Genomic DNA, 16,895 nt, shown 5'->3' with positions numbered 1-16,895 from the left:
GCGCATGGGATGATTACTTGCCGTCGAACCACTGCTTCCAGGCCGGCACCGCCGTGGCGAAGGTACCGCGGTGCGTGGTGGGGCCGGTGGAGATGGCCTGCACATGCGGATTGCCGGCGCCCATGGCCTGGGCATAGGTCATCGCCATGCGGCCCACACCGGGGGTGATGGCTTCGTCGGATTCGCCATAGTAGTTGCGCACGTCGGAGCGGATCACCCAGCGATAGGCCTGGGTAGTGGCGATCAGGCGACCGTAGGCGGAACGGGCGAAATACTGTGGATCGAAATATTCGGGACGCATCAACTGATGCAGATCGGTGGGGATCTCGCTGACCTGGAATGGCTCTCGTTCGTAGGCCTTGCGGGCGACCTCGTAGCTCTTGTCGGCCAGCACCGAACGCGCCAGACCGGGCACGCCATAATAGTTTTCAAAGGCGAAGGCCGACAGGATGACGATGCTGTTGAGCCAGGCTGCGTCGTTGGGACGCGGATAGGTGAGGAAGCCCTCCAGCAGCGCGAACACATCCAGTGGCGCGCTGGCGGTCGTCGCGCCATCGACCTTGACGCCGGCGGCCTCCAGTTTTTCCAGGAAGGCCATGGTGACGAAACCGCCTTGCGACCAGCCCGACAGGAACAGCTTGTCATCGTGCACGCCCATGCCGGCCAGTACACTGCGCGCCGCCATCAGCATGTCATAGGTGGCTTGCTGGTGACTGCCCTTGACCATATAGCCTTCCGGCTCGGTGGAAATACCCATGCCGAAATAATCGGCGCCGATCAGGACATAACCCTGTCCGGCAAACTGGGCGATCATCAATTGCGTCTCGGGCGATTGCTCGGGGAAGGAAGGGACCTGCTTGCGCTCGTAGACCGTGCCGTGCTGATACGAGACCATGGGATAGGCGCGCGCCGGCGTGTCTGGAATGGCCAGCAGGCCGGAGGCCAGGATGGGCTGGTTGCCGCGCTCCGGGATGACCGAGGGATAGGTGACCCGATACAGGATCACTGCATTGCGCGCCGGCGTATAGGAGACCTGGACGCCCGAGAAGGCCGGCGTATCCTTTTTCAGGATGGTATTGAGCTTGTCCACATCCCAGCGGCCGATCATTTCGTAGCGCACACCGGAAGCGACCGACCGCGACGTGGACGCGGCGGCGCCAGCGGTGGTGACGGCAGGGGCGGTCGCGGTCGCCCCGGGCGTTGCGGTCTGCGCCTGCAGCAGGGGCGTAGTGCCGGCGTACAGGCCGATCATGAACAAGGTTTGCGCCAGCACGGATTTCATCGATCCCCTCCCTATGCGTCTGCCATCGGCGGCGCAGGCTTGCGCGCGCAGTGACAGTTTGCGCATTATGCCGATGCGACGAGGTCGACAAAGCAGGAAAAGCGGGGCCTTTCCCTCGCAAGCGCCGGTTTGGACCGGTCAGGATATCTGGTATAAAAGCGCTTCGTTGTCCTCCCCCTTGACCGGGCAACATTCCTGCCTTTCAGACATCGAGAAAAGAGCACTCCATGAACCACCACCCCCTCCTCCGCTTCGTCCAACTGGCTGCCCGTGCGGGCGTACTCTGCACCGCTGTACTGGCATGCCAGGCGCATGCCCAGGCCAACCTGGACTTCTTCTCCAATACGGCCGTGGCCGACCTGAAGAAGGAGCAGATCAATTCCCTCTACGCTGCCATCTCGGCCTCGCTGGATGCCGGTGTGAGCGGCAAGACCTCCAAGTGGACCGACGGTCCCAAGCCCTCGACCTCGGCCAGCATCACCCCGAGCTTCGAGCAGAGCACCCCGCCCTGCGCCAACGTGGACCTGGTGGTTACCAGCAAGCGTGGCACCGAACCGCTGAAGTTGCGCTATTGCAAGAACGCCCAGGGCAAGTGGGCGCTGAGCAACTGAAGCACGTCCGCTGATCCGCGTCGCCTCCCGTGCGGCGCATCCTCCGGGGGTGCGCCGGCGACTACGCTTGCGTGGTGCCGGCGCGGACACCGGCTGGCGACGCTCCTGTCGTGATGGGCAAGATCGGCATGCATCTTGCTGACGACAGGCCATCGTCATCACCGTTCAAGGTACAAGTCACATGGCAGATACAGACCAACATTTTCTCGTCGTCGACGATTTCTCCACGATGCGCCGCATCGTCAGCGGCCTGCTCAAGGAACTGGAATACACCAAGATCGTGGAAGCCGATGACGGCTCGACGGCACTCAAGATCCTGGAATCCGGCGCCTCCAATATCACCTTCGTCCTCACCGACTGGAACATGCCGGTCATGGATGGCCTGACCCTGCTCAAGAAGATCCGGGCCACACCGGCGCTGGCACATCTGCCGGTGCTGATGATCACGGCCGAGGCCAAGAAGGAAAACATCGTCATGGCGGCCCAGGAAGGCGCCGACGGCTATATCGTCAAACCCTTCAATGCCGCCACGCTCAAGGAAAAGATCGAAAAGATCCTGGCCCGGCGCGCGCAGATGAAATAGGACATCCCATGGACATCCCAGCCAACGACGACCAACAGGAACCGGAGGTCGGTGCGGTCGTCAAGCAGGCCTCAATGACCACCCGCATCCACCAGACCGTCTATACACTGGAAAGCCGCATGATCCAGCTGGGCGCCGGCGCAGTCCGCTCCGAATATCGCGTCCTGCTGGAACGCGATGTCATCAAGGACTGGACCGAGGGCGACGTCGCCCAGTATTTCGGACTGGACATCTACTGACCGGACACCATGGCCCGCTACTGCCGGGCCATGGCACCGCTCCCGCCTGCCAGGCGACGGCGCGCGATGTGCCGGCGCTCGCGCATCCGCACTGCCCACCCCTGTTCCGCACCCTGCCCTTCCTGGCCCCAACCCCGCCTGCTTCTGCCGCTTTCCGCTTGCCTGCCACCGCGAAGAGGCTCATCATGGCGCGCCATCTTATTGCCAATTGGAAATGTTGTCGAGATTTTCTGTGAATCTCCCCGCTTACAAAAGGGGGTATAACGTAACCAATAATCAGACTCATCCGTTGAGAGCGCAATAACAGATCAGGGCTGTTTCATTTTGGGGATGTGAGTCGACGTGGCAGTGTTAATCGTAGAGCATCCAGACGCGGGATCAGGGAGCGTGCTGAAGGTCCTGGGAGAGAGTGGTCTGCCGGTCAGGTCCGTGGCAGCACCGTCCGAGCTGGAGAGCGAGGTTCAAAAAAAAAACCGGCCATCCTGATTCTCGAGACGCACCGGCTCACCGGAGGTTTCCGTCCGCTGGTCGCCGATCTTCGTCAGAAATTTCCGATGCTGGGCATCGTCATCGTCGCCGACAATGCCAGCGAAGCGAACCACGAACACGCGCTGCATGATGGTGCCGACTATTTCCTGCACAAGCCGGTCAAGGATTCCGTGCTGCTGGCGACGATCCGTTCCTTCCTGCGCCGCCTGCACATCCGGCACGCGCCGCTGAACGGGCCACCCGAGGCGTGGAGCCTGTATCGCCGCCACGGGACGCTGGTCAGCCCGCACAACGAGCGACTGGCGCTGAGCGACAAGGAGTGCGCGGTCCTGACCACGCTGTTCCTGAGCCCGCACTTCCCGGTCAGTTCCGAGCAGTTGCTGCATGCACTCAATATCACGGCGGAGATTTTCGATCCTCACCGCATCGATACCATCATCTATCGCATCCGGAAGAAGCTGGGACAACTCGTCCATGCCCGGTTCGAGATCAGGAATATCTACGGCCGGGGATTCATGTGCGTAGGAATGAAAGAGGGCGCGGCGTTTTATGTTTGGGATGGATGACAGCGAACTGGCCCGCATCGGGCAACTGACCCTGGGCGGCGGCGTCATGGCTGCCCTCGCCATCGTCGCCGGCCTGCTGTACGGCGCGCACCGACGCTGCTGCCAGCTGAGCGAGCAACTGGGGCAGGCACAGGCGGTCAACGAAAGCCTGCGCCGCCAGGCCCTCTATGACGGTCTCACCGGCCTGCCCAACCGCAACCTGCTGGAAGACCGGATCACGTCGGCCATCGCCCGCGCGCAACGCGAACAAGGCGCCTTCGCCCTGCTGTTCCTGGACCTCGATGGCTTCAAGGCAGTCAATGATCGTCATGGTCATGCCGTCGGGGATCTGCTGTTGATGCAGATCGGCGGCCGGCTCTCGGAAAGCCTGCGCCACGCCGATACGATCGCCCGTATCGGCGGCGATGAATTCGTGGTGCTCACCGAGATCGTTGCCTGCGGCGACATCGGTATCATCCGCGACAAGCTGAACCAGGCCCTGGCGGCGCCCTTCCAGATCGGCGCCGATACGCTGCGCATCAGCGCCAGCCTGGGCCATGCCCGCTTTCCCGACGATGGCGACGACATCGACGCGCTGCTGGCGCGCGCCGACCAGGGCATGTATCACCTCAAGCGCCAGCGCCGTCCGCTGCAGCACTACACCACGCAGTGACCGATGCAGCGGGCGATGGCCCCGGCGATGGCCACACCATCGGCATAAGGCCAGCGCGCCGCCACGTGCTGGTCGGGGCGGATCAGGTAGGTGGTGCCGGGAGCGGCGCCGTAGCGAATGGCCGCCAGGCCATCGACATCGATCAGGTCGGCGCCGCAACCGGGTGCGCCGATGGTCCTGATCCTGAGAGCGACTCCGGGAATGTCCAGCGCCATGGTCGGCGCCTGGTCGCCGAACACCAGCACCGTAAAGCCCTGCCCCAGTTCTTCCAGCAGCCAGCCGGGACTGCCACCGCGCAGGATGGGCGCGTCGGCGCAGTGGGTGCCGGGGACCATGGGGCTGTCGAAGAAGGCGCTGTCCGGGGTGTTCAGCGATGAATCGCGATACGGCGTAGGAGTGGACAGGCGACCGCTGTTGACCAGCGTACGCGCGAATTCCTCGGTTTCCGCCAGGGACAGCACGGCGTCGCGCAACAACTTGCTGGCCGCGCTCTTGGGCGTGATGAAATCGGTCGAACGGGTGGACTGGCGCAGGTTGTCGTCGGCGGCCCGGACGCGCTCCTCGTGGTAGCTGTCGATGAAGCTGACCGGCGCATGACCGTCGATGACCAGCTTGAGCTTCCAGACCAGATTATCGATATCCTGCACCCCGGTATTGGCCCCGCGCGCGCCGAAAGGCGAGACCTGGTGCGCGGCGTCGCCGGCGAACAGCACGCGCTGGTAGCGCATGTTGTCGATGCGACGACAGGCGAACTGGTAGACCGAGACCCATTCCAGCTCGAACTCGACGTCCTTGCCGAGCATGGCGCGAATGCGGGCCATCACGTTCTCGGGTTTCTTTTCCTGTTCCGGATCGGCATCCCAGCCGAGCTGGAAATCGATGCGCCACACGTTGTCGCACTGCTTGTGCAGCAGCACGCTCTGGCCGCGATGGAAAGGCGGATCGAACCAGAACCAGCGCTCGGCGGGGAAGTCGGCCTTCATGATGACGTCGGCGATGAGGAACCGGTCCAGGAAGAACTGTCCGGTGAACTCCGCTCCCAGCATCGTACGGATATCGCTGTTGGCCCCATCGCAGGCGATGACCCATTGCGACCGCATGTGGAAGAAGCCGTCCGGGGTTTCCACCGACAGCGTGACCTGATCTTCGTCCTGCTGCAGGTTGAGCACCTTGTGTTTCCAGCGCAGGTCGATCAGCGGCTGGGCAGCGCAGGCCTCGACCATGTACTGCTCCAGATAATACTGCTGCAGATTGATCATGGCCGGCATCTTGTGGCCCGCTTCGGGCAGGAGATCGAAGCGATAGACCGGGCGGTCCTCGAAGAACACCTTGCCCACCTGCCAGCTCACCCCCTTGTCCACCATGCGCCGGGCCACACCGAGGCGGTCCCAGATCTCCAGCGGACGCTTGGCATAGCACACTGCGCGCGAGCCGATGCTGACGGTATCGTTGTCATCCAGCACCACCACCGCCAGGCCACGCGCGGCGCATTCCAGCGCAGCGGTCAGACCGATCGGGCCGGCCCCGATGATGACCACCGGGTGCAGGCGCGGCCTGCCCTCCCGTTGTTCATCGGATTGCCGGTAGGTGAAGCGCGGATAGGTGTAGGTGCTCTGCATGCGTGTCTCCTGAGAGGGATATCGTTTTGTCGTTATCAATGAACTGCAGGGGTGAACGGCGTTGGGTGAGCGGTTCAGCGGCCGGCGGCGGTGAATTCCTGCGCATGCATCCATGCGGCATGCCGGGGCGCGCGGCGGGTGCGGGACCACTCTTCCAGCATGTCCCACTTCACCTGGTCCAGCTGCCGCATCTGCTCGGGCGTGGCGCAGTCGGCAGCCAGTTCCACCCGGTGGCCATTGGGGTCGAAGAAATAGATGGACTTGAAGATGGCATGGTCGGTCACGCCGACCACTTCGATGCCATCGTCCTGCAGGCGCTGCATCACTTCCCGCAGCGTGGCCTCGTCCTCGACCTTGAAGGCGATGTGCTGCACCCAGTCCGGCGTATTCTCGTCACGCCCCATGGGCGGCGCATGAGGAATCTCGAAGAAGGCCAGGACATTGCCCTGGCCCGCATCCAGGAACACGTGCATGTAGGGATCGGGGGCCTTGGTCGAGGGCACCTGGTCTTCGGCGATGGCCAGGATGAAATTCATGTTCAGGTACTTGCCATACCACTGCACAGTCTGTTTGGCGTCCTTGCAGCGGTAGGCGACGTGATGGATGCGATCGATCTTCATGGATATCTCCTGGGAGGGGTGGCGGGGCGAAGCTTATTTAGTAACATTTGTTACTATATGGAGGGAAACCGTCGGCGGTCAACGCGCCCGGAGGGAAGATGGCTGCTCTTCGACGCCCGGCTTGATCTGCATCAAACCCGTCATCGTCCTGCGATCTTGGTAACGTCTGTTACCATGGCGACATGAAACTGCAAGCTTTCTTCCCCTACCAGCTGGCCCAGCTGGCAGAAGCGGTCAGCCGCTCGGTGGCATCGGTGTATGCCGATCGCTTCGGCCTGAGCCGCGACGAATGGCGCATCCTGGCGGCGCTGGCCGAACAGGGCGAGATGCAGGGCAGCGACCTGGTACCGCATACCTCGCTGGACAAGATGCAGGTCAGCCGTGCATTGGGCCGGATGGAGACGGCCGGCCTGATCCGGCGCGAACCCAGCCCGGAAGACGCGCGCGCGCGCATCGTCAAGCCCACTGCGCAGGCGCGCCGGCTGTATCGCAAGATCGTCCCCATGGTGGAAGCGCGCGAAGCCTTCCTGCTGGAAGCCTTGAGCACTGCCGAGCGCGACGCCCTGATGCGCGCCCTGGACAAGGTAAGGGAGCGCGCCCTGCAGGACCTGACGGACGCTTGACGCCTCTGTCGGCACTTGGCTGACGCCAGATTACGCCCCTGACTGATGCCGGCTTCGCCCCACGGGCGCTATGGTGATTTTTTTGGAGGAACCTACCATGAGCCCCGAGCAAATTGACCGCAAGCAACATCCCACGCAACGTCCCGGCGAGGCAGCCACCACCACGCATGTGGAGAAGGAAGAGCCCGGCCATGAGGGTACGCTGGGCGGACAGCCACCGCTGCACGCGCCCGCCGGTATCCAGCGCATCGGACGCGGCGGGGTGCTGGTGGAAGAAGGAGCACAAGCACAGACAGCATCGAAGCCGCCTGAACCACCGCTGCCCTGAGGAGGGATGATCGATGGCTCACGCAGGGCGCGCGCTGTTGCCGTTGAATCGGAGCGCGGGCCAGTTGACATCGCTCAGTACCGGATGACTTCCAAGCCCTGGCAGATCAGAACGAGAAACCACCGATGGCGCCCATGACCTGGAAGAACCACCATTCATCCGGGCTGTGATATTGGCCGGCGGTGGCGGCCTCGGCCACGGTGGTGGCCATCAGGCTGACGACGGCAACGAAATAGAAGAGGTAGTAGCGCATGGTGTTCTCCGATGACTGGGGTTTCGATAGGTAGTCATCCTGGGCCACGCCGGTGACGCCCTGATTGCAGCCGGAAACAGCAAGGTTACAGCTGAAACACACCGGATGGGCCGCGCCTACGCCGACCAGACCAGCGTCGGCGGCCGGTAGGTGAATTCCCGGTAGACGGCCCTGCCCCGCCCCTCTTCCTTGGCCACGTAAAGCGCCTTGTCCGCGGCTTCCACGATTTCCCGCGGCTGGAATGTAAAGCCCTTGTCCGACTCGATCGAGCTGATACCGACGCTCACGCCGACCACCCCGTCCTCACTGGCGGTGTGCACAATCGCCAGCGCGCTGACAGCGGCGCAGATGCGCTCTGCCACAACGGTTGCGCCTGCCCGTCCGCAGGCCGGCAGCAGGACGGCGAATTCCTCGCCACCGTATCGCGCGACCACGTCGACTTCGCGCCTGGCCGCTTCGGAGATTGCGGCCGCCACCTTCTGCAGGCAAAGGTCGCCGGCGACGTGGCCATAGCGGTCGTTGTATTTCTTGAAGTGATCGACGTCGATCATGAGCAGGGAAACCGTGCCGCCGGAACGGCTGAAGCGTGCCACTTCCAGCGCCAGCAACTCGTCGAAATAGCGTCGATTGATGGCGCCGGTCAGTCCATCCCGGCGCGACTGCACCTGCAGGAGCTGGAACATCTTTTCCAGATGCTGCCGGGCCGTCACGGCCTCGGCCTGCGCGCGCTCGCGCAGGGCCACCTGGGTCACCATCTTGCTGCCACCGTAACACACGGCCAGCAGCAGGAAGCCGATCCCGACGGCCTTCTCGATGGCGTGACGGGTCCAGCTCTGCAGCACTTCCTCCTTCGACATCGCCACGATCACGAAGAGCGGGTAATGGGTCAGATGCTTGAAACTGTTGACCCGCAGCACCCCATCCTGGGTCGAACGTATTTCCACCGCACCGGCATCGGCCTGCCTGATGTGCTGCTGGAACAGGGGAGAATCGATCAGTACCTTGCCCATCGAATCGGCAAGCAGCGGGCGCCGGTACAGGACCGTGCCGTCATTGCTGCCGAAGAGGATGGCGCCTTTCTGTCCGATATCGAATTGATGATAAAAGCGCTCGAAGAAGTTGATATCCAGCGTCGCCAGCACCACACCGCCGAAGCTTCCATCGGGCTTGTCGATACGCCTGCTCATGGTCAGCACCCAATGGCCGGTTGATTTGCTGCGCACGGGCTTGCCGATGAAAGCGGTATTGAGCCGCTGCTCGCGGTGGTGCATGAAGTAGTCGCGGTCGCTGTTGTTGAACCTGGTTTCGAGTACCTGTTGCGACGATGCGATCCAGGCGCCCTTCTCGTCATAGATGAACAGCCCCGCCAGCTGGGGTACGTCGCTGACGTTGCGCACCAGGAAGTTGTGCAGCCGCGTGCGCTCGCCAGCGGTCTTGCCGCTGCTCGTCGCCTGCTCCTGCACCGCCTTGAGCACGATGTCGACCTCGTCCAGTGCCTGGTCGGCGTGCTGCGAGAGGGCTACCACCATGTTGGCAGTAGAGCGGAACGATTCCTCCACCACTGTCCTGCGTTCGTGCCAGCTGGACCAGCCTTCCAGCCCGACGATGATCAGACAGACCACGATGACGAAGCGCTTGGCTGCTTTCGACGCCACCTTGATAGCACAAACGTCCATTGATGCTCCCCTCCACGGTGACGTCCAGTGGATCCATTATTGATCGTCCATCCAGGTTCACCTATCAGAAATTACCTGAGCTGCAACATGGCCACGCCACGGGGAAGTTGCGCGCACGCTCAGGATTCTCCTGATGGCACGAATTTCCCAGGGGCGTATAACGACGCCCATGGGAGAAAAGATGCTCAATAGTCATGCTGAGGACATCGCCAGACGCTACATGTTGATCATGAGCAGGCTGGCGGAAATGGCCGGCGCCAACCTCATCGTCGGCGACCTGGTGCGCGCGGCCACGCGCAATTGCCTGGTGGCGATGCATGCGGCGGGAGCGGAATGCGCTGACATCCGTCACTTCGTAGGCCGCCTGATCGGCGAGCACATCAGTGCGTCGGCGATACCGAATCGGCGGGCGCTGGATACCTGGGTGAATGCCAGGAATCACATGGAATTCCTGCTCTTCATCGAGGAGCACGACGAGCTGGCGGGACGTGCCGGCTTCACCACGCAGAGAATGACGACTTTCCATTGAAGCGCGTCATGTGCATCAAGCGTGTGGACGTTCCCCTTTCCCTGGCCATCGCCGCCGGGTCGAGCCATGCCCTCGTCCCCGCAGCGATGTCTTGTTCCATTTCCTTGGTGGGCTTTACATGAATCCGAAGTCGGAAGCCGGCACTCTCCTGGTGATCGAAGACAATGTCTATGTCAGGTCGCTGCTCGTCGATGTGTTCGAGGCAGAGGGCTACCACGTGCTCCAGGCCGGGCAAGGTGCGGAGGCGATGGCGCTCATGCAGGATCAGCCCGTGGACGTCATCCTGACGGACCTGCGCATGCCGGTCATGGATGGGCTGACGTTCGCCACAGCGCTCAGGGCGGATGCCCGTTATCGGCACATTCCCATCGTCCTGCTGAGCGCCACGCCGCTGACGGACTCCCGGGCTACGCTGAAGTTGTTTTCAGCGTTCCTGTGGAAGCCCAGCCCGCTGGAGGAAATCCTCCAGGCGGTGCGGGAGGTGCAACTTGAGGCGAGCGGAAATCTGGATGTCCGAACGCCGGCGGCATAGACCGGCTGGCGCGCTCAGTCCAGCGCCTGCCATGCCGAATACAACGTGCTCTGGCCAAACTCCAGCATATCCAGACTGACGATATCGCCCGCAGCCAGGTCCACCTTCAACCTGCGGTTGGCGGCCAGGTAGAACGGCGCATGCACGCGATGCGCCTGTGCCGCCGGCAGCAGCAAGGGCTTCATGCCTTCGATGTTATGGTGGTGACCGCCCATCTTCAGCACTTCACCGGCCTTGAAGGCGCGTTGCGCCTGGGCCGCCATCACGGCATGCACCTGTTGCGTCGGGCTGCCGGAGGCACGCCCCTGCAGCACGGCGGAGAACAGACTGATCGGTGTTTCCAGGCCCATCAGGTGATACGGCAGGTAGATCGCCGCGTACTTGCCATTGCGGCCGACCACGTGACCTTTCTGGCGCAGGATTTCCCAGACTTCGGCATCGGTGCAGCGTACCACCACGAAGACGCCACCTCCAAAGCTGGCTTCGTCCGGCAAGCGCAGGCAGTTGAAGACATCGACCACGCCCTCGCGATCAAGAATGCCGCCATCCGCGCGCGGAATGAAGACGTCAGCCAGTTCGGCAATGCGGCACAGCGGATAGCTCAGGGCATCGCAGGCCGGCGTCAGGCCGGTCGAGTTGGACACCACATTCATCTCGCAATAGTCGGGCGTGGCGCTCTGCGGCAAGGCGCTGATGGCATCGCGTCGCTGTTGCAGGCGGCCGGCGACGTCCTCGCCCAGGGTCAGCAGCGCATTCAAGCCAGGAATGGCATGCGGCGCCTCCATGTACTCCAGCTGGCCGGAGACCGGATCGAACACGTAGTCGTATTCGCTGGATTTGCCAGCGGCCACCACCTCGAAGCCCAGTACGCGAGCCCAGGTCACCAGGCCGATCAGGTTGCTGGGCTGGTCGCCGTCGGCAGTGGTATAGACCACCTTGCGCTCGCAGGCCAGGCGGTTCAGGTAGGGCCCGACCACGGCGTCGGTCTCCTTGCTGACCATGGCAACGTGCACACCGCGCTTGATGGCATTGATGGCGATCTGGGCGCTGATATCGGGGTTGCCGGTGGCTTCCACCACGATGTCCAGCGTGGCGTCGTCGAGCAGGCGATAGTCGCTGATCAGCGCGGTCTTGGCGGCGGCGTTGGCGGTGCGCACCTGCGCGGCATCGGTGCAGACGGCCAGCGAGTCGGCCGCATAGCCCAGGCCCAGCAGCATGTCACGGGTGCCGTCGAGGTCGAGATCGCACAAGGCGGCGACGCGGATGCTCTTGATGTGGCGGCACTGCACCAGCAACGAACGGCCGAAGCCGCCCTTGGCCCCTGTCAGCGCGATGCTGATGGTACGGCCCTGCAGTTCCTGGAAGAGGGTTTCGTAGTTCATGTCTTTCCTTCTGTTGCGATTGAACGGTAGGTCAATGGATCAAGGCATTGAGAATCAGCACGCCGGCCAGGCCGATCAGCGATTGCAGCGATACCAGCAGGGTCCAGCTCTTGAGCGTTTCCGAGACGCTCAGCTTGAAGTACTCCTTGAACAGCCAGAAGCCGGAGTCATTCAGGTGCGACAGCATCAGGCCGCCGGAGCTGGTGGCCAACACCAGCAGTTCAAGGCTGACGTTGGGATCGGCTGCAGCCAGGGGCGCCACGATGCCGGCGGCGGTGACGGTGGCCACGGTGGCTGAACCGATCGCCACGCGGATCAGGGCGGCGATGGCCCAGCCGAGAATCAGCGGGTTGATCTGCCAGGTCACCGCCCAGTGCGCGATCAGGTCGCTGACGTGGGTGGCCACCAGCATTTCCTTGAGGCCGCCCCCGGCACCGAGGATGAGGATCACGCCGGCCGCCGGGCCCAGGCTCTTGCCCAGCAGTTTCTGGATCTGGGTCAGCGAGAACCCGCTACGGATGCCCAGCGCGTAGATGGCGAACAGCACGGCGATGAGCAGCGACACAATCGGGTCACCGACGAATTCCAGCCAGGTGTGAAGTGGGCTGTGCTTGTCAAACAGGTCGCGACCGAAGGTACGCAACATCATCAGGCCTGGCGGCAGCAGCACGGCGACCAGCACCAGCGGCAGCGACGGCAGACGACGGCCATCCGGCCCGGTCACCGGATGGGCAGCCGGCGCGGCATCCTCGCCAAAGCCGCCCGAGGCCGGGAACCAGCGCATGATGAAGGAAGTGAACAAGGGGCCGGAGATGATCGCCATCGGCACCGCGATCAGGAAACCGTAGAAGATGGTCTTGCCGGCATCGGCGTGATAGGCGGCCATGGCCAGCGTGGGCGACGGGTGCGGGGGCAGCAGGCCGTGCGAGACATACAGGCCGGCCGCCAGCGGTACCCCGATGCGAAGAATGTAGTTATTGGTGCGACGGGCGATGACGAAGGCCAGCGGCACCAGCATGACAAAACTGACGTCGAACAGGTGCGGCAGACCGATCAGCAGTGCAGCGGCGCAGATGGTGGTGGGAATCCAGCGTCTGGAGGCCATGCCGACGAAGGCGTTGGCGATCTTGTCGGCGCCGCCGGACTCCAGCAGCAGGCCGCCCAGCATGCTGCCCAGGCCGACCACCAGGCCGACCGAACTCAGGATGCCGCCGAATCCCTTCTGGAAACTCTTGACGGTGTCCACCGGCGACACGCCGCTGACGATGCCGAGGAAGCCGGCCGCCAGGATCAGTGCCAGAAAAGGATGAAACCGCAGGCGCGTAATGAGCAGAATCAGTAATAAAATCGCCAGCACCGGGCTGACCAGTTGATACACATCGGGATGCATGGGTGGCCTTCTTTTCGTGGGTTCAGGAATCGTTGCGTTGCGCTTGTGCGCGCATGGCGCCGGCCTCAGCTGTGGTCGGCGCAGGACGGAAACGGACCGGCATGAAGGGTGCGGCCGCCGCTGGTGCGGGCAGATCCTGACGAAAAGATGCGGTGATGGCTTGGCCGCAGCGTGGCGGCATCGTTGATAGGCATTGTCTGTCTCCCGCTTGGAGTATGTTTTTTCAGTGAAAAGTGCGGTGACCGGAGGTGAACCGGCCATCAAATGGTATACCAAAATCATAAAATAACGACTTATTTTTGATAATTAAATTTAAGTCATTGATTTATAAAGTTATATTCTTATATAAAATGGAATACCAAAATCAAAAAGAAGTTACGCCTCGCCCTCGGGCATCGCGCGGAAACACACACATGCAAGGAAAGAAATGACGCAGGAAGCACGACTGGAACCGGCCCCAAACGAAGAACCGGCGCAAGAAGGCGCGCAGGAGCTGCTCTCCGAACAGCTGGCCGAGCGTCTGCGCACCCTGATCGTCACCGACGAACTCCGCCCAGGTACGCCCCTGCGCGAGCGCACACTGGCCGAGCAGTTGCAGGTGTCGCGCACGCCTCTGCGGGATGCGCTCAAGATCCTGGCCAGCGACGGGCTGGTGCGACTGCTACCCAACCGCGGCGCGGTCGTGGCCGAGCTGACGCCGGAACAGATCGAGGAAAAGCTGGACGTGCTGGGCGTGATCGAGGAGTTCGCTGCGATCCGTGCCTGCAAGCTGGCTACCGATGCGGAGATCGGCGAGATACGCGCCCTGCATCACGAAATGCTGGCGGCCTACGAGCGACGCGACCGGATGGCCTACTTCCAGCTGAACCAGCGCATCCACCGTGGCATCGTCACGGCGGCCCGCAATCAGACGCTCAGCGATGTGCACGGCCAGCTCAACCGGCAGCTGTATCGCTACCGCTACCAGGGCAGCGTGACCTCGGACATCTGGCATACCGCCGTCGACGAGCATGAGGTGATCATCGAACTGCTGAGCGGGCGTGATGCGGAAAAACTCGGCAGCTATCTGCGCCGCCACGTGCATCGCACCTGGGAACAGCTGGTGGTTGCGCCCTGAGAACCGCGTCAGGAGCAGCGGGACAAGGGTGGCAATGGACACCCCATTGGGATCAGCGATGGGGGACGGCACTTGCCCTTAGCGATCAAGGTGTGCCGGCAAGGTTTGTGTTGCCTGATGTGCCCGCATCAGCATTTCTGCGATCGCCGGTTCATCCACCGCCAGCAAGTTCGCTTTAGCCCGGAGTGACTCTCCGAGCATCACCCTCATTCGGCCTTCCGCGCCCGCACATCCAGTGCCTGCCCGCAGGGCATGTTCAATCAGCCGCTGGATCAACGTCATGTCGGTATCAATCGCCAGCTGCATGACAGAGGCGACGCAGCGCTCCACAGCCCGCGTCTGTTCTTCGTTTTCCATCCTCAATCTCCTCCTCGTAAGAAATCAAGCCATTTCAACCATCCGCTTTGGAACGCGCTATCCGAAGACGGGTGTCCTGCGGATGGCGCGATTCGCTCAATACGGAATTCCATTTTTACATTTTTATTGCCTAAAGAGAAATAAATACAAGCGAAATTCGAATCAGGATATTAATATAACAACAACAAAAAGAAGTCAGGTGAACTTTTTGCACCGAAGTCACGCCAATTAATTCAACGAAAACTCCTCTTTAACCCCCGTATTCCGCCATCTTTTACAAAATCTGTCGTTGACAGCCAAATAACCGATACCTATGATTCGAGTTCGGAATACGGAATTCAAAAAATCATGGTTATCGAAGACACCTCCCCGTTCATTGATCAGGTATTCGAGCAGTTGCTGACCTCCATCGCCCTCGGCACACTGAAGCCCGGGCAACGAATTCGGCAAGCCGAGTTGGCCGCGGAATTGAGCGTGTCCCGACAGCCGATAAGTCACGCGCTACAACTCCTGAAACACGAGGGCCTGGTTCAGGATTCGGGACGGCAAGGGCTGGTGGTGTCCCCTATCGATCCGGATTACATGAAACAGATGTACCAGGCCCGAAAGGCGCTGGAAGTCACGGTTGCCGGGCTTGCCGCACAACGCGTGGCCGACAGGATCGCCATGCCCGAGCAGGTCATGGCCCTGAAGGCGGCGCTCATGGAAGGGAAAAGAGCTTATGCGGCAGGCGAGCCGTTAGCGAACCTGGTGAGAGCCGATCTGGAATTCCATCGCGCCATCTATCGCCTCTCCGGAAATCACGTCATCGAACAAATGATGAATACGCGCTGGGCGCACCTGATGCGATCCATGCTCATCGTATTGGATGAGCCGGAAACCCCGGGCAGAGCGTGGGAAGAGCATGAGGAACTGACCGAATACCTCCTGTCGGGCAACGTCCTCGAAGGAAGCGATCTGGCCGCGCGTCACATGCAGAGGGCCAGCAACGACATGTACCGACGACTTACGAAGTTCAGGGAATCCGCCGACTAGGGCCTGCTCACATTTGATCTACGAGCACAGATTAAATGTGCAGCAGGCCCTAGTTTCGGTATTCACAGTAACGACTGACTGGCTCGATTGCACCGGGTCATGGGGTCGCTTTTTCTTAAAAAAATGGAGACGCAACATGCAACTGACCAAACAACAACTCGCCGAGTTTGACGAACTGGGCTACATCTTTTTGCCGGAGTGCTTCCCCTTGGAGCAGGTGGAAGCGCTTCGCACAGCGGCCAGCGAGGTCTTCGCCCAACATCGCGCGGAAGTCTGGCGCGAGAAGGACGGCGCACCCCGGATGGCCTTCGCCTGCCAGCAATACAGCGAAGCCTGCAGGCTGCTTGCATCAGACGAGCGTCTGGTCACTCCCGTTGAGCAGTTGTTTGGCGAGCGCTGCTATCTCCATCAGTTCAAGATCAACGCCAAAGCCGCATTCACGGGCGACGTGTGGCAATGGCATCAGGATTTCCCCACATGGCACAAGGACGACGGAATGCCGGAACCTCGTGCGATGAACATCGCCGTCTTTCTGGATGACGTCATGCCGATCAATGGTCCCCTGATGGTCGTTCCCCGCAGCCACAAGTCGGGAGCACTTGAGTCGTCCCACGACGTCAAGACCACCTCCTATCCGCTCTGGACCCTGGACAACCAGACGGTGACCGATCTGGTCGAACGTAACGGCATCGTGACTCCGACCGGCAAGAAGGGCGGAGTGCTGATGTTCCACGCCAACATCGTGCACGGCTCTGCCGGAAATATCACGCCCTACCCTCGCCGGATTGCCTATCTGACCCTGTCAGCACTCTCCAATGCGATCGTGAAGCCGACTCGTCCCGACTTCATTGCTCACCGCGATTTCACGCCCGTCCAAAAGACATCTCCGCAGGACTTCGAGGAGTTTCTCTCCAGAGAAGTGGCGGCCTGAGGCCGGAAGACTCGACCGGGTTGGCAGCGTTGAGCCCGAGATATCGGCGAAGCGGCATGCAGGGTGCCGTTTCGTCGTCTT

20 protein-coding genes are annotated in these 16,895 nt (G+C 61.9%); 12 read left to right on the top strand and 8 right to left on the bottom strand.

The window, feature by feature from the left end; all coding sequences use genetic code 11:
• Window positions 1-13 precede the first annotated feature (13 nt).
• Window positions 14-1,282, bottom strand: coding sequence for an alpha/beta hydrolase (locus VE092_RS08600; protein WP_324875756.1), 1,269 nt, complete (start codon window positions 1,280-1,282; stop codon window positions 14-16).
• 227 nt (window positions 1,283-1,509) lie between these two features.
• Here VE092_RS08600 and VE092_RS08595 point away from each other — a divergent pair, with 227 nt between their 5' ends.
• The 5 genes from VE092_RS08595 (at window position 1,510) to VE092_RS08575 (ending at window position 4,422) form a co-directional block, all read left to right on the top strand.
• A complete protein-coding gene (locus VE092_RS08595; RefSeq protein WP_324875754.1) occupies window positions 1,510-1,893 on the top strand; it encodes a hypothetical protein in 384 nt (127 codons plus the stop codon).
• 181 nt (window positions 1,894-2,074) lie between these two features.
• Window positions 2,075-2,476 carry a response regulator gene (locus tag VE092_RS08590; protein ID WP_324875752.1) on the top strand — a complete coding sequence of 134 codons (402 nt, stop codon included), beginning with the start codon at window positions 2,075-2,077 and terminating at the stop codon, window positions 2,474-2,476.
• An 8-nt stretch (window positions 2,477-2,484) separates the two neighbouring features.
• Window positions 2,485-2,715 (top strand): hypothetical protein, encoded by a 231-nt coding sequence (locus tag VE092_RS08585; protein WP_324875750.1) that lies wholly within the window; start codon window positions 2,485-2,487, stop codon window positions 2,713-2,715.
• Between the two features lie 554 nt (window positions 2,716-3,269).
• The gene (locus VE092_RS08580; protein ID WP_324875746.1) at window positions 3,270-3,770 is read left to right on the top strand and encodes a response regulator transcription factor; all 501 of its coding nucleotides are present in this window, start codon (window positions 3,270-3,272) and stop codon (window positions 3,768-3,770) included.
• A complete protein-coding gene (locus VE092_RS08575) occupies window positions 3,754-4,422 on the top strand; it encodes a GGDEF domain-containing protein (RefSeq protein WP_324875744.1) in 669 nt (222 codons plus the stop codon). Before VE092_RS08580 ends, VE092_RS08575 begins: the two co-directional genes overlap by 17 nt.
• Here the strand turns inward: VE092_RS08575 and VE092_RS08570 are convergent.
• Together VE092_RS08570 and VE092_RS08565 are read right to left on the bottom strand one after the other, a co-directional pair.
• On the bottom strand, window positions 4,407-6,041 hold the full coding sequence (locus tag VE092_RS08570; RefSeq protein WP_324875742.1) for an FAD-dependent oxidoreductase: 1,635 nt from the start codon (window positions 6,039-6,041) through the stop codon (window positions 4,407-4,409). The two genes, VE092_RS08575 and VE092_RS08570, sit on opposite strands and share 16 nt — an antisense overlap.
• Window positions 6,042-6,115: 74 nt before the next feature.
• Window positions 6,116-6,661, bottom strand: coding sequence for a VOC family protein (locus VE092_RS08565; RefSeq protein ID WP_324875740.1), 546 nt, complete (start codon window positions 6,659-6,661; stop codon window positions 6,116-6,118).
• Window positions 6,662-6,843: 182 nt separating this feature from the next.
• On the opposite strand from VE092_RS08565, the gene VE092_RS08560 reads away from it, so the two are divergent.
• On the top strand, window positions 6,844-7,284 hold the full coding sequence (locus VE092_RS08560) for a MarR family winged helix-turn-helix transcriptional regulator (RefSeq protein ID WP_324875738.1): 441 nt from the start codon (window positions 6,844-6,846) through the stop codon (window positions 7,282-7,284).
• 97 nt (window positions 7,285-7,381) lie between these two features.
• Entirely contained in the window at window positions 7,382-7,612 is a 231-nt protein-coding gene (locus VE092_RS08555; RefSeq protein WP_324875736.1) for a hypothetical protein, read from the top strand.
• A gap of 106 nt (window positions 7,613-7,718) precedes the next feature.
• On the opposite strand, the gene VE092_RS08550 is transcribed toward VE092_RS08555, so the two are convergent.
• Both VE092_RS08550 and VE092_RS08545 read right to left on the bottom strand, forming a co-directional pair.
• Window positions 7,719-7,865: a hypothetical protein gene (locus VE092_RS08550; protein WP_324875734.1), complete on the bottom strand. Its 147-nt coding sequence runs from the start codon at window positions 7,863-7,865 to the stop codon at window positions 7,719-7,721.
• A gap of 116 nt (window positions 7,866-7,981) precedes the next feature.
• Window positions 7,982-9,541, bottom strand: a complete 1,560-nt coding sequence (locus VE092_RS08545; protein WP_324875732.1) for a sensor domain-containing diguanylate cyclase — start codon at window positions 9,539-9,541, stop codon at window positions 7,982-7,984.
• Between the two features lie 133 nt (window positions 9,542-9,674).
• On the opposite strand from VE092_RS08545, the gene VE092_RS08540 reads away from it, so the two are divergent.
• Complete coding sequence (locus tag VE092_RS08540; RefSeq protein ID WP_324875729.1) at window positions 9,675-10,070, top strand: hypothetical protein; 396 nt, start codon at window positions 9,675-9,677, stop codon at window positions 10,068-10,070.
• A gap of 118 nt (window positions 10,071-10,188) precedes the next feature.
• A complete protein-coding gene (locus VE092_RS08535) occupies window positions 10,189-10,602 on the top strand; it encodes a response regulator (RefSeq protein WP_324875727.1) in 414 nt (137 codons plus the stop codon).
• A 14-nt stretch (window positions 10,603-10,616) separates the two neighbouring features.
• Here the strand turns inward: VE092_RS08535 and VE092_RS08530 are convergent, their stop codons facing one another.
• Together VE092_RS08530 and VE092_RS08525 are read right to left on the bottom strand one after the other, a co-directional pair.
• Window positions 10,617-11,984, bottom strand: coding sequence for a homoserine dehydrogenase (locus VE092_RS08530; RefSeq protein ID WP_324875725.1), 1,368 nt, complete (start codon window positions 11,982-11,984; stop codon window positions 10,617-10,619).
• Between the two features lie 31 nt (window positions 11,985-12,015).
• Window positions 12,016-13,374 (bottom strand): gluconate:H+ symporter, encoded by a 1,359-nt coding sequence (locus VE092_RS08525; protein ID WP_324875723.1) that lies wholly within the window; start codon window positions 13,372-13,374, stop codon window positions 12,016-12,018.
• Between the two features lie 427 nt (window positions 13,375-13,801).
• On the opposite strand from VE092_RS08525, the gene VE092_RS08520 reads away from it, so the two are divergent.
• Window positions 13,802-14,491, top strand: coding sequence for a GntR family transcriptional regulator (locus VE092_RS08520; protein WP_324875721.1), 690 nt, complete (start codon window positions 13,802-13,804; stop codon window positions 14,489-14,491).
• 78 nt (window positions 14,492-14,569) lie between these two features.
• Here VE092_RS08520 and VE092_RS08515 read toward each other — a convergent pair whose 3' ends face one another.
• The gene (locus tag VE092_RS08515) at window positions 14,570-14,848 is read right to left on the bottom strand and encodes a hypothetical protein (RefSeq protein ID WP_324875719.1); all 279 of its coding nucleotides are present in this window, start codon (window positions 14,846-14,848) and stop codon (window positions 14,570-14,572) included.
• Window positions 14,849-15,196: 348 nt separating this feature from the next.
• Between VE092_RS08515 and VE092_RS08510 the strand changes: the two genes are divergently transcribed.
• Window positions 15,197-15,883: a GntR family transcriptional regulator gene (locus VE092_RS08510; protein WP_324875717.1), complete on the top strand. Its 687-nt coding sequence runs from the start codon at window positions 15,197-15,199 to the stop codon at window positions 15,881-15,883.
• 136 nt (window positions 15,884-16,019) lie between these two features.
• Window positions 16,020-16,814, top strand: coding sequence for a phytanoyl-CoA dioxygenase family protein (locus VE092_RS08505; RefSeq protein WP_324875715.1), 795 nt, complete (start codon window positions 16,020-16,022; stop codon window positions 16,812-16,814).
• The last annotated feature ends 81 nt before the right edge of the window (window positions 16,815-16,895 follow it).

The sequence above is a fragment of the Herbaspirillum sp. genome, assembly GCF_035644555.1.
Classification (GTDB): Bacteria; Pseudomonadota; Gammaproteobacteria; order Burkholderiales; family Burkholderiaceae_D; genus Herbaspirillum.
Note: the sequence above shows the minus strand (reverse complement) of the source record. Positions and strands in the feature narration are given on the sequence as shown.